Annotated in this window: 12 protein-coding genes; 4 read left to right on the plus strand and 8 right to left on the minus strand. The window is 60.3% G+C overall.

The features are described from left to right. Positions 1-299 precede the first annotated feature (299 nt). The 6 genes from Q0349_RS09110 to Q0349_RS09135 all read right to left on the minus strand — a co-directional run bounded on the left by Q0349_RS09110 (position 300) and on the right by Q0349_RS09135 (position 5,960). The gene (locus Q0349_RS09110) at positions 300-974 is read right to left on the minus strand and encodes an epoxyqueuosine reductase QueH (protein WP_298080556.1); all 675 of its coding nucleotides are present in this window, start codon (positions 972-974) and stop codon (positions 300-302) included. A 79-nt stretch (positions 975-1,053) separates the two neighbouring features. Next, on the minus strand, positions 1,054-1,866 hold the full coding sequence (locus tag Q0349_RS09115; RefSeq protein ID WP_298080557.1) for a hypothetical protein: 813 nt from the start codon (positions 1,864-1,866) through the stop codon (positions 1,054-1,056). After that, entirely contained in the window at positions 1,853-3,070 is a 1,218-nt protein-coding gene (fabB, locus tag Q0349_RS09120) for a beta-ketoacyl-ACP synthase I (RefSeq protein WP_298080558.1), read from the minus strand. The genes Q0349_RS09115 and fabB overlap by 14 nt, the downstream gene beginning before the upstream one ends. 18 nt (positions 3,071-3,088) lie before the next feature. Next, entirely contained in the window at positions 3,089-3,607 is a 519-nt protein-coding gene (locus tag Q0349_RS09125; RefSeq protein ID WP_366916303.1) for a DUF4865 family protein, read from the minus strand. A 15-nt stretch (positions 3,608-3,622) separates the two neighbouring features. Beyond that, on the minus strand, positions 3,623-4,150 hold the full coding sequence (gene fabA, locus Q0349_RS09130) for a 3-hydroxyacyl-[acyl-carrier-protein] dehydratase FabA (RefSeq protein ID WP_298080561.1): 528 nt from the start codon (positions 4,148-4,150) through the stop codon (positions 3,623-3,625). Between the two features lie 10 nt (positions 4,151-4,160). Further along, complete coding sequence (locus tag Q0349_RS09135) at positions 4,161-5,960, minus strand: L,D-transpeptidase family protein (RefSeq protein WP_298080562.1); 1,800 nt, start codon at positions 5,958-5,960, stop codon at positions 4,161-4,163. Between the two features lie 141 nt (positions 5,961-6,101). On the opposite strand from Q0349_RS09135, the gene Q0349_RS09140 reads away from it, so the two are divergent. From Q0349_RS09140 to Q0349_RS09150, 3 genes are all read left to right on the plus strand, one after another. After that, a complete protein-coding gene (locus tag Q0349_RS09140; RefSeq protein WP_298080563.1) occupies positions 6,102-6,584 on the plus strand; it encodes an RDD family protein in 483 nt (160 codons plus the stop codon). Beyond that, positions 6,577-7,758 (plus strand): amino acid aminotransferase, encoded by a 1,182-nt coding sequence (locus Q0349_RS09145; protein ID WP_298080564.1) that lies wholly within the window; start codon positions 6,577-6,579, stop codon positions 7,756-7,758. The genes Q0349_RS09140 and Q0349_RS09145 overlap by 8 nt, the downstream gene beginning before the upstream one ends. A gap of 135 nt (positions 7,759-7,893) precedes the next feature. Beyond that, complete coding sequence (locus Q0349_RS09150) at positions 7,894-8,235, plus strand: hypothetical protein (protein WP_366916304.1); 342 nt, start codon at positions 7,894-7,896, stop codon at positions 8,233-8,235. 83 nt (positions 8,236-8,318) lie between these two features. Here Q0349_RS09150 and Q0349_RS09155 read toward each other — a convergent pair whose 3' ends face one another. Next, positions 8,319-8,672 carry a hypothetical protein gene (locus tag Q0349_RS09155; RefSeq protein ID WP_298080566.1) on the minus strand — a complete coding sequence of 118 codons (354 nt, stop codon included), beginning with the start codon at positions 8,670-8,672 and terminating at the stop codon, positions 8,319-8,321. Positions 8,673-8,913: 241 nt separating this feature from the next. Next, positions 8,914-9,783: a pirin family protein gene (locus Q0349_RS09160; RefSeq protein WP_366916305.1), complete on the minus strand. Its 870-nt coding sequence runs from the start codon at positions 9,781-9,783 to the stop codon at positions 8,914-8,916. A 343-nt stretch (positions 9,784-10,126) separates the two neighbouring features. Between Q0349_RS09160 and Q0349_RS09165 the strand changes: the two genes are divergently transcribed. After that, positions 10,127-10,999: a LysR family transcriptional regulator gene (locus tag Q0349_RS09165; protein ID WP_298080568.1), complete on the plus strand. Its 873-nt coding sequence runs from the start codon at positions 10,127-10,129 to the stop codon at positions 10,997-10,999. Positions 11,000-11,146 lie beyond the last annotated feature (147 nt).

Here is an 11,146-nt window from a genome sequence, read left to right on the forward strand (position 1 = left end):
GCCTTGCAGCATAAGGCTTACAGCGTTTTTGAGCCTCCATTTTGTCCTATACGCCTTTTGCTGCCTTCACCCCAACTCCTCTCTCGCTGCGCGAGCTGTCCCAGTCCCAGAGGGAGCGGGGCTTATTCTGCTGAATTGCAAACAGCGCCTAAGGCAGTTACGAGGCTCCTTCACCGCGCACTGTGCGATTGACCGCGATCAAACAAGCAGCGCTTTCGCATATTGCGGTAGTGCTCCATTATCTGCACGAGAAGCTGGTAACCACGCACAAAAAAGCCGCCTGCGGGCGGCTTTACGGATTAGCGCGGTGCTTCGTCGTCGTTGTTCTCGCCGTAGTACATCACGCCGAGTTTGATTTTGCCGCGCCCGTTTTTCAGACGCCAGGCGTTGGTGTCGCGCAGGGAATAGACGCAGCCGCAGTATTCCTGCATATAGAAGTGTTCGCGCTTGCTGATTTCGATCATCCGCTGCGAGCCGCCGCCCTTGCGCCAGTTGAAGGTCCAGTATTGGACGTCCGGGTAGGGCTCTGCCGCGCGGATGCCGCTTTCGTTGATTTGGTTCATGTTTTTCCAGCGGCTGATGCCGAGCGAGCTGGTGATGACCGGGAAGCCGTGTTCGTGGGCGTACAGTGCGGTGCGCTCAAAGCGCATATCGAAGCACATGGTGCAGCGTTTGCCGCGCTCGGGTTCCCATTCCATGCCTTTGGCGCGGGCGAACCAGTTGTCGGTGTCGTAGTCGCAGTCGATGAAGGGGATGCCGTTTTTTTCGGCGAAGGCGATGTTTTCGTCTTTGCGCAGTTCGTATTCGCGCCGTGGGTGGATGTTCGGGTTGTAGAAGAAGATGGTGTAGTCGATTTCCGAGGCGAGCAATGCTTCCATCACTTCGCCGGAGCAGGGCGCGCAGCAGGAGTGGAGCAGAACTTTTTTGTGACCGTCGGGCGGGACGAGTTTGGGGCGTTGGAAGGGTGTGGTCATGGTGCGGTGTTGGCAGAAAAATATACATACGCCTGAGCACTCAGGGTGTATGTAAATGGTAGTGTGCTTTGAATACGCTTTAGTGGCTGGTGGCGGCGGGGGTGAGGCGCTGAAAGACGCTGTCCGGGATGGGGCAGGGCTGGTGTTCCTGGAAGAGGTAGGTGCTGCCTTTGTATTGCAGGGTGCCGCTACAGTTGTTGGGGTTGCCGCTCACGGGTGCAGCACTGGCCGGCGCGCTGCCGACCGGGACTTCTTCGGTTTTTTCGGCGCGGAAGAGGGTGCAGCGGCTGTAGCCTTTGCGTTTTTCGCCATCAACGTAGATGTAGCTTTTGCCTTTGGGGCAGCGGTAGATGGCTTGTTCGATGACGACGGTTTCGGTTGGCGGCGGCGGTTCGGGCGGCGGACTGAGTTTTTCGACGGGCAGCAGGGCGACGTTGTCGTCGCCGCTGGTTTGTGCGTCGGTCGGTACGTCTGCGGCGGCGGTTGTGGCGCTTTCTGCGGCAGGCGCGGCAGCCGTTTCGGTCGCGCTGTCGCCGTGGGCTTCGTTTTGGTTCGCGGCAGCGGTTGTCGCTGCGGCTTCGGCTTCTTTGGCGGCGCTGGCCGCTTGTGCCTGGGCAACGATTTGGGCGGCGGTGTAGGCGTCAATGTTGTCGCCCGTGGGCAGGTTTTCGGCGGGCGCGGCAGCGGGTTGTACCGCTTTTTTGTCGCCTTTTTTCGCGGCGGGTTCGGCGCTGGCTTGCGCCGCATCGTCAGCGGGTTCCTGGTGGATGCTGCCTGCAGCGGGCGGTTCGGGACGTACCGGCGTTTCTTCGCCGTTGGCGTATTGTGCCTGCGCACTGCCGCCGAGAAGGACGGCGAGCGCGAGCAGGCAGGCGGTGTTAGTCCTGGACACGGCTGAAGATGAGGGTTGCGTTGGTGCCGCCGAAGCCGAAGCTGTTGCTCATCACGGCGTTGAGCGGCTGGTTGCGGTTTTCGCGCAGGATGGGCAGTCCGGCAGCGTTTTCGTCAAGGGTCTCAATATGCGCCGAGGCGGTGAGGAAGCCGTTTTGCAGCATCAGCAGTGAGTAGATGGCTTCGTTGGCGCCTGCCGCACCGAGCGCGTGTCCGGTGAGGGATTTGGTGGAGCTGACCGGCGGTACGGTTTTGCCGGCAAATGCCGTTTTGATGGCTTCCAGCTCGCGGGTGTCACCAACCGGGGTCGAGGTGCCGTGGGCATTGATGTAGTCCACGTCGTCGCCGTGTTCGGCCAGCGCCATTTGCATACAGCGCACCGCGCCTTCGCCGGAGGGTTGCACCATGTCGTAGCCGTCGGAGGTGGCGCCGTAGCCGGTGAGTTCGGCGATGATGGTGGCGCCGCGCGCTTTGGCGTGTTCGTATTCTTCGAGGACGAGGATGCTGCCACCGCCGGAGATGACGAAGCCGTCGCGGTTGGCGTCGTAGGCGCGCGAGGCAATTTCGGGGGTCGCGTTGTAGTTGGTGGATAGGGCACCCATGGCGTCAAACATGCTGGTCATGGTCCAGTGGACTTCTTCACCGCCACCGGCGAAGACGATGTCCTGTTTGCCCATCTGGATGAGTTCGGCGGCATGGCCGATGCAGTGCGCGCTGGTGGAGCAGGCAGAGCTGATGGAGTAGTTCACGCCCTTGATTTGGAAGGGGGTGGCGAGGCAGGCGGAGGTGGTCGAGGCCATGGTTTTGGTAACGGCATAGGGGCCGATGCGTTTGACGCCGCTGGCGCGCAGGGTGTCTGCCGCTTCGACTTGGGCGGAGGGGCTGGCACCACCGTTACCAACGACGAGGCCGGTACGAATGTTGGAGATGTGTTCGGGCAGGAGACGGGCCTGCTCAATCGCTTCTTTCATCGCGATGTAGCAGTAGGCGGCGGCATCGCCCATGAAGCGCAGCACTTTGCGGTCGATATGCGCTTTGGTGTCGATGTTGATGCTGCCTTCGACTTGGGAGCGCAGTCCCATTTCGGCGTACACGGGGTTGTGCTTGATGCCGGATTTGAGTTGTTGCAGCGACGCCAGTACTTCTTTGCAGTTGTTGCCGATACTGGAGACGATGCCCATGCCGGTGACGACGACGCGTTTCATGTTTGGGGGTTCTCCTGGTTACATGGATAGGTGCAGTATTTCATAGCACGTTTTTTCGGTTTCGGGCTTGTCCCGATAGAAGGTGAAGACGGCTTGTTGCCATTTGTCCGGGTTATAGACGACCAGTTTGCCGGTTTCGTCATTTTGAGGTTGTGCCTGGAGTTTGTGGTTTTTCAGGCTGGTTGCCGGGTTAATCGCAACGGTTTCTTCGGTGAGGTATTTGCTGTTTTTGAATGCATCGGTCAGCGCGGTGCTGGCGGCAACACCTATTTCGATGTGTTGCCAGCCGAAATCCCGCAGAATGTTGTCAAAGTAGCCGTCGAAGATAAATTTGTTCATGCCTGCCGCGGCTTTCCAGACGTAGAGCGGGCTGTAGCTGTTTTGCAAGGCGCCCGTCGTTTTTTCGGAAATGAGGTAGGCCTTGAACAGCAGGTCTTGAAAACCGTCCATGAGATGCCCGGATTTTGCGACCCGTTCGCGGATAATCGTCATGTTGTAATCGCTGGGCAGGGTGATTGCGTAGCGCATGGCGTGCATGGTTTGGTTCTCGCTTCAGAATTGGTCGGTGCTGGTAAAGAGGCCGACTTTGAGGTCGGTGCCGTGGTAGATGGGGTTACCGTCCACTTCCATGGTGCCGTCGGCGATGCCAAGCACCAGTTGGCGCATGATGGTGCGCTTGATGTCGATGTGGTAGGTGATTTTTTTATGGGTCGGCAGCACTTGTCCGGTGAATTTGACTTCGCCGCAGCCGAGCGCACGGCCGCGCCCTGCCCCGCCTTTCCAGGCGAGGAAGAAGCCGACCAGTTGCCACATGGCGTCCAGGCCGAGGCAGCCGGGCATGACCGGGTCGCCCTGGAAGTGGCAGGCGAAGAACCAGAGGTCGGGGTGGATGTCCAGTTCGGCGATGATTTCGCCTTTGCCATATTTGCCGCCGTCGTCGTTGATGCGGACGATGCGGTCCATCATCAGCATATTGGGCAGCGGCAGTTGGGCGTTGCCCGCGCCGAAGATTTCGCCGCGTCCGCAGGCGAGCAGTTCTTCTTTGCTGTAGCTGTTTTGCGGGGTATGCGTGCTGGTCATGGTTGCCTCCTTAGTTCAGCGCTTTTTTGTATTGTTGCAGCAGGGCGCTGTCTTTGCCGTAGATGTCGTCGGCATTCTGGATGTTGCCGTCCGGGTCGCTCCAGGTGGTCCAGTACACCAGGTAGATGGGAGTCTGTTCGGGGGTGTTGACCCATTGTTCTTTTTCCTGGTTCATCGCTTTTTTGATGCGTTCGGATGACCAGTTGGTGTTTTTGAGGAGGACGTTGGCAAATTCTTCGGGTTTTTGCAGGCGGACGCAGCCGGAGCTCAAGGCGCGGTTGGGGCGGTTAAACAGGCTTTTGCTCGGGGTGTCGTGCAGGTAGATGGCGTGTTTGTTGGGGAAGAGGAATTTGACGCGTCCCAAGGCGTTGCGCGGGCCGGGTTTTTGTCGCAGGCGGTAGCCGGTGGCGCCGGGCGCGCTCCAGTCCACCGCGCTGGGGCGGACGACGCGCCCGCCGACGACGGCTTCAAAGTTGCCGTCAAAGGCACCGGGGTTGCTGCGCAGTTTGTTGATTTTGTCTTTTTTCATGATGGTCGGCGGCACGGTCCAGGTCGGGCTCATCACGATGTGGCGCAGTTTGTCGGTGAATGCCGGGGTTTGGCGTTCGCGCTGGCCAACCACGGCTTTGGAGGCGTAGATTTCTTTGTCGCCGCGGTACATTTTGACGTAGTAGGAGGGAATGTTGACGAGGACGTAGCTGTCGCCGATGTCCTGCGGCATCCAGCGCAGCCGTTCCATGTTGATCATCAGCCGGTCGGCGTTGGCGTTGCCGCCGCTGTTTTTCGGGGTACCGTTGAGCAGGTTGCGGGTTTTGCCGCTGACGATGCCGTCCGCCTTGAGGCCGTGGCTTTGCTGGTAGGCGATGACGGCTTCGCTGAGGTCGCCGTCGAAGTAGTTGTTGTCACCATCAGCGGCGGGTACGCCCAGTTTGTCGCGCAGGATGGCGACGGCGGGGTCGTTTGTACCCTGTTGCAGGGTGATTTTGGGCAACGGCTGGCTGTTGGCGGCGGCAGGCGCGGCGGTTTTGTTGCCGCTGAGCGCGTTGTAGCGGTTTTTCAGCGCGAGGTAACGCGGGTTGTTGTTATTGATGCTGCGCACGGCGGTTTCGATGTCGCCAGAGACGATACCGCTCGCGAGCATTTCGCCCAAGGCTTCGTCGCTGACTTTTTCTGCGTTCCATTCGGGCTGGGTTTTGCGCGGGTTGACGAGGCCGTTGGCGAGGTCACCAGCAAGGGTCAGGTAGGCGTCGGAAAGCAGCAGTTCGACGGCGATGATGTCGCCGTATTCCGCGCCTGCTTGCAGGCTGTTGATGACGGCGTCGTGGTAGCGCGCGGGCGGCAAGGCGTCCTGCGGCGCGTCGGCGATGAGGCGTTGCAGCGGCGCGAAGTTGTCGAGCAGTTTGTTTTCCTGCGTCCAGATGGTCGGGTATTGTTCGTTTTCGTAGAAGAGGCGGACGCGGTCGGGGTTTTTCAGCGGGTACACCTTGCCGTTGAAGGTGACTTCTTTCGGTTCTTGCACCAACGCTTCCACCAGGTCAATGCGGCGGCTGTTGAACGGGCGCATTTCCTGCTGGATGGTCGGCTGGCGTACCGGTGTTTCTTCCGGCGGTAGTGGTTTCAGTATGCCGACCGATTCGGATTCGGCGAGTTCGGCGGCGGCCGCATTGGGGTCAGTTGGCAGATTGTCGGCGATGGTAGGCGGCGCCTCGTCAAACAGCGCCTCATCAACGGGTTCCTGCGCGAAAGCGCTGCCGTTAAGCAGCCACAGGCCGATAATCATGGCGATGCGGTGCCGTAAAAAAGAAGTCATGAACGATTCCTGAAAAAGAGATTACGGGGAGAAAAAACCGCGCTATTTTAACGGTAAACGCGCCGGGCATGGCAAAAAAATTGCCGCGCCGGACGGCGTTCGCGCCGTGTTAGCATACGGCTTTCAGCCCGGAAAAAATCCATGCCGCATACCGTTCCCGATGCCCGCCCCGCACCACTCATGCGCCAACTGGCGGCGATGCTTTACGACAGTTTCCTCCTCGCCGCCTGCTGGATTGGCGTCGGCTTCATCTTCCTCATCATCAGCAAGGGGCAGGCGATTACCGGCGGCGTGCTACTGCTGGCGCTGCGCCTTGCCCTGCTGGCGGCATGGATCGGCTTCTACGTCTATTTCTGGAGCAAACAGGGGCAGACGCTCGGTATGCGCGCCTGGCGTCTCGCCGTCACCGACGAAAACGGCCATGCCATCGGCGGCAAACGTGCACTGTTGCGCTGGTGCTGCGCCCTGATTACTTGCGCCCCGGCGGGAATCGGGCTATGGTGGCGCGCGCTCGACAAGGACGGCCGCACCCTCTACGACCGCCTGTCGCGCACACGGCTCTACCTGCTGCCGACCAACCCTTACCCTTCCCCCAAGAAAAAAAGGAAAAAGAAAGATGTTTGAAACCGTCGAAAAACTGCCGGACGACCCGATCCTCAAACTCTCCCAACTCTGCCGCGATGACCCGCGCCCGGAAAAAATCGACGTTGGCGTCGGCATCTTCCAGGACACCAGCGGCGAGACCCCGGTAATGCGCGCCGTCAAAGCCGCAGAGGAGCGCATCTGGCAGCGGCAGACCACGAAAAAATACGTCGGCGTCAATGGCCTCGACACCTTCAACGACTACATGACCGCGCTCATCCTCGGCCAAAGTTACGACGCGAACCGCATTCGCGCCAACCAGGCCGTGGCCGGCACGGGCGCGCTGCGCATCATCGCCGAAGTACTGCGCACCATCGCCCCCGGCAAACGCTTCTGGACGCCCGACCCCACCTGGGGCAACCACCACGCCATCTTTGGCGCCTGCGGCTTTGGCGTGAACAGCTACCCCTACTACGACCGCGAAAAAAGCATCGTCAACGTGGACGCCTTCCTCGCCGCGCTGGAAAAAATGGGGCCGGACGACATCGTGCTGCTGCACGGCTGCTGCCACAACCCCAGCGGCGCCGACCTCACCCCGGCCGACTGGGACAAAGTCGCGGAAATCGCCGCCCGTCGCGGCTTCCTCCCCGTCGTTGACCTCGCTTACCTCGGCTTTGGCGAAGGCATTGAGCCGGACGCCTACGGCGTGCGCAAACTCGCCAGCACGCTGGAAACCCTGTTTATCGCCGCCTCCTGCTCCAAAAACTTCGGCCTCTACCGCGAGCGCGTCGGCATCGTGCTCACCATCGCCAAAGACGCGCGCACCGCCGATGCCCTGCGCAGCCACCTCGCCGTTGCCAGCCGGGCGATGGTCTCCATGCCGCCCGACCACGGCGCCGCTATCGTCGCCGAAATCCTTGGCGACAGCAGCCTCCGCGCCGACTGGGTCAAAGAGCTGGACGAAGTCAGCGCCTACATCCGCCTGCGCCGCCAACAACTGGCCGACGCCCTGAACCGCCACGGTGGCGACTGGAACTTCATCACCCGCTCGCACCGGGGAATGTTCACCCTGCTGCCGCTCGGCAAAGAGCGGGTTGAGCGCCTGCGCAACGACTACGCCGTCTATATGGTCGGCGAAGGCCGCATCAACATCGCCGGCATGAAAAGCGAAAACGACGTGCAGCGCCTCGCCGACGCTGTCAAAGCCGTTCTCTGACCCCACCGATTCACCCACAACCATGGAGACACCATGAAAAAACTGCTGATCGCAACCAGCCTCGCCAGCCTGCTCGCCGCCTGTGGTGGCAGCGAAAAAACCCCGCCCACCGACCCTGCCCCTGCACCGCCGGAAATGAGCGCCGAACAACAACAGGCCGCCGAACAGGCACCAGCCGTTGGCGGCGACCAGGATGCGCACGGCTGCCTGCCTTCTGCCGGACAAACCTGGTCGAACCTGCGCAACGAATGCGTACAAATCTTTGACATCGCCGACATCACCCTGCAAGACCCGGCAAACGACACCCTCGCCGTGTACGTCATCCTCTCGGCAGACAAAAAACAGGCCGAAGTCTTCGCCGCCGACCTGCAGGACGGCGTAATCCTGAACAGCAGCAAGGGCGGCTATGCCAGCAAAGACGGCAAAATCCGCCTGACCAAAGGAAAAGGCAAAAACAACTGGAAAATCAAAAAATAACCGTTAAACCTCAACGAAAACGGCTGCTCCAGCAGCCGTTTTTTATCGCCCGTACAACGCCTTCCAGCGCTGGTTTTGGTGACTCAATAAAAAACCAGAAAATTCGCGTCGTCGCCCTCGCCTTCCTGAATAATCATCAACCAATCCACATCGCCTTTTTCCGCAATATATACATCGCGATGGATGGATTGCTGTATCGGCGAACTGTGACTGATCGCGACCTTGGCGTGCTCAACCAGCTCGGCGTAGGCTTTCGGCGGCAGGGACTCGGCGGTGTAAGCGATAATGCGGCTGCGCGGACATTTGTTGATTAGCGACAGCACCGTAATCAGCGCCGCGTTGGACTTGAGCAACTGGCCGATACCGCTGAACAAATCCTGTTTCTCGTAAATGGTGGTACTGCGGAGCGTTTTCAGGAAATTTTCCAGACTTTTCATGATGATTCCTTGAATGAGGGATGAGAAAAAGATTTTGCTGATTATACGCCGCTTTTACAGGCGGTTCGGCGAAAAATTTCAGAGAGAACAAGCAACAAGCAGACAAAAAATCTGCCGCTGCTTGCGGCGGACGGCCTGCGATTCTCCCGGTGAAAATCCGTCGCGTATTTGAAACCGTATAGCTGCAGAACCATCACTGAAAGTAAAAACGCCACGTGACCGTGGCGTTTTTCTTGCCGGTTCAGGCGTGCAAGCCGCCGAATTTACCGCTGTTGAACGCCTGGATTTTTTGCAGGATTTCTTCGCGGGTGTTCATCACGAACGGGCCGTAGGCGGCGACGGGTTCGTCAATCGGTACGCCGCTCAGAAGCAGCAGTTTGACGTCTTCTGCGTCCGCGGTGAGGCGGATGCTGTCGCCATTTTCCGCGAAAGTGGCGAGTTCGCCGGGGCGCAGGTTGTCGCTGTCGTTGAGGCGGGTGTCGCCATGCAGGCTGACCAGCAGCAGGTTGTGGTTTTCCGGCACCGGCAGGGTCATCGTGCCGTGCGCGGGCAGGTTGATTTCCCAGACGTTCAGCTCCGTGTGGGTGTGTGCCGCGCCGCTCGTGTCACCGAGTTTGCCCGCGATGAGGCGGACGCTGCCGTCACCCGTGGCTACGGTCGGGATGTCCGCCGCGCGCAGGCTTTGGTAGGCGGGCGCGGTGTTTTTCTGCGCGGCGGGCAGGTTCACCCAGAGTTGCACCATTTCAAAGGTGCCGCCCGTTTTGCTGAAGGCGTCGCTGTGAAATTCTTCGTGGACGACACCGCTGCCTGCGGTCATCCATTGCACGTCACCGGGGGCGATGGTGCCGCCGTTGCCGCTGCTGTCGCGGTGTGCGACTTCGCCTTGCAGGGCGAGGGTGACGGTCTCAAAGCCCGCGTGCGGGTGTGCGCCGACGCCTTTCGCATGGGGCGTTTCGTTCGGGGCGAAGTGTTGCGGCATGGCGTAGTCGAGCATGAGGAAGGGGCTGGTGTGTTTGTCGCCCCGCATATGGCTGAAAAGCGGGGAGACGTGGAAACCGTCGCCGACCCAGTGGCGGGCGGGGGCGGTGTGGATTTGCGCGGTGTGGCGCAGCATGGGATGCTCCTTGTTTTTGAACGGGTTAGGGGGTGTTTGCAGTTCGTTTTGTATGCCGTCGCTAACGCGGCTTGTTTGCTGCCCCCACCCCGACCCTCCCCCACGGGGAAGGGGGTAGTTTGGTGGGCGGTCGCAGGGCGAAGCCCGCAACGGGACGGGTTTGAATTGCAAACAGCCCCTAGAGATTGCCTGATACCGGGGCGTCATGGGCATTTACATACACTTGAGCGCTCAAGGTGTATGTAAACGCTTGGCTGTCCGGGCTTGCAGGCAGTGCGCGCATTGTATGCATAGTGCATTTTTGGAACAATACGGGTTTTTCAAACGAAAGGTTGCATTGATGGAACGTACTGACTTGAACGATATTGCGCTGTTCGCGGCGACGGTGCAGGCGGGCAATTTGAGCCGCGCGGCGGAATTGCTCGGTGTGCCAAAGTCGCGTCTGAGCCGCCGCCTCACCGCGCTGGAGGAATCGCTCGGCAGCAAATTGATGGACCGCACCCGCAGCGGGGTGCGCCTGAATGCGCTCGGTGAGCGCTTTTACCGCCACGCGCAGATGATGCTGGATTGTGCCGGGCAGGCTGTCGGCAGCGTGCGCCAGTGTCTGGATGCGCCGAAGGGCGTGTTGCGCGTGTCGGTATCGGTCGAGGTGCAGCGCGGTTTTCTGGAGCCGCATTTGCCGGATTACTTACGCCGCTTCCCGGAGGTGGCGCTGGAAGTGGTGATGGATAACCGCCGCATCAGCCTGATTCAGGACGGGATTGATGTCGCGCTGCGTATCGGCGCGGCGGCGCTGGATGATGTGGTGGCGCGGCGGCTGACCACGTTCGCCTTTGGCCTCTATGCCAGCGCGGACTGGTTGGCGGCGCAACCGCCGCTGTTGCACCCGGCGGATGTGGCAAAGCTGCCGCTGTTGTTCAAGGCGGACGGTGCGGAGGCGCTGTTGCGGCGCGGGAATGAGCGCTACCCGCTGCGTGCGCCGAAGCGGGTCAGTGCCAATGATGCGTTTTTGCTGGCACGCCTCGCGGCTTCAGGCGCGGGCATTGCGCTGTTGCCGGACGTACCCGTGCTGACGGCGGGGCTGGTGCGCGTCCTGCCGGAATGGGCGACGGAGCCGTTGCCGCTCTCCGCGCTTTATTACAAGAATCGCGGACTGGTGCCGACGGTGCGCAGTTTTGTCGATTGGTTGGCGGAGATTGGCAGGGATGGTTGAGGCCGGAACTTATAGTGATACTCACAAAGTTCTATACAAGGCGCGCCACTGAAGACAGTATCTATAGCCATCCACCCTAAATAATATACTCGATAAAAGCCCGCTCCACCGCCTGTAGCAAATCCATTCCCCTGTCCAGCCATTGCC

The sequence above is a fragment of the uncultured Cardiobacterium sp. genome, from assembly GCF_938028185.1.
Classification (GTDB): domain Bacteria; phylum Pseudomonadota; class Gammaproteobacteria; order Cardiobacteriales; family Cardiobacteriaceae; genus Cardiobacterium.

Excerpts from the sequence above, each read along its gene's own strand:
- Q0349_RS09110 (WP_298080556.1), bottom strand. The coding sequence starts at position 974 with ATGACCACACCCTTCCAACGCCCCAAACTCGTCCCGCCCGACGGTCAC.
- fabB (WP_298080558.1), bottom strand. The coding sequence starts at position 3,070 with ATGAAACGCGTCGTCGTCACCGGCATGGGCATCGTCTCCAGTATCGGC.
- Q0349_RS09125 (WP_366916303.1), bottom strand. The coding sequence starts at position 3,607 with ATGCACGCCATGCGCTACGCAATCACCCTGCCCAGCGATTACAACATG.
- fabA (WP_298080561.1), bottom strand. The coding sequence starts at position 4,150 with ATGACCAGCACGCATACCCCGCAAAACAGCTACAGCAAAGAAGAACTG.
- Q0349_RS09135 (WP_298080562.1), bottom strand. The coding sequence starts at position 5,960 with ATGACTTCTTTTTTACGGCACCGCATCGCCATGATTATCGGCCTGTGG.
- Q0349_RS09140 (WP_298080563.1), top strand. The coding sequence starts at position 6,102 with ATGCCGCATACCGTTCCCGATGCCCGCCCCGCACCACTCATGCGCCAA.
- Q0349_RS09145 (WP_298080564.1), top strand. The coding sequence starts at position 6,577 with ATGTTTGAAACCGTCGAAAAACTGCCGGACGACCCGATCCTCAAACTC.
- Q0349_RS09150 (WP_366916304.1), top strand. The coding sequence starts at position 7,894 with ATGAGCGCCGAACAACAACAGGCCGCCGAACAGGCACCAGCCGTTGGC.
- Q0349_RS09155 (WP_298080566.1), bottom strand. The coding sequence starts at position 8,672 with ATGAAAAGTCTGGAAAATTTCCTGAAAACGCTCCGCAGTACCACCATT.
- Q0349_RS09165 (WP_298080568.1), top strand. The coding sequence starts at position 10,127 with ATGGAACGTACTGACTTGAACGATATTGCGCTGTTCGCGGCGACGGTG.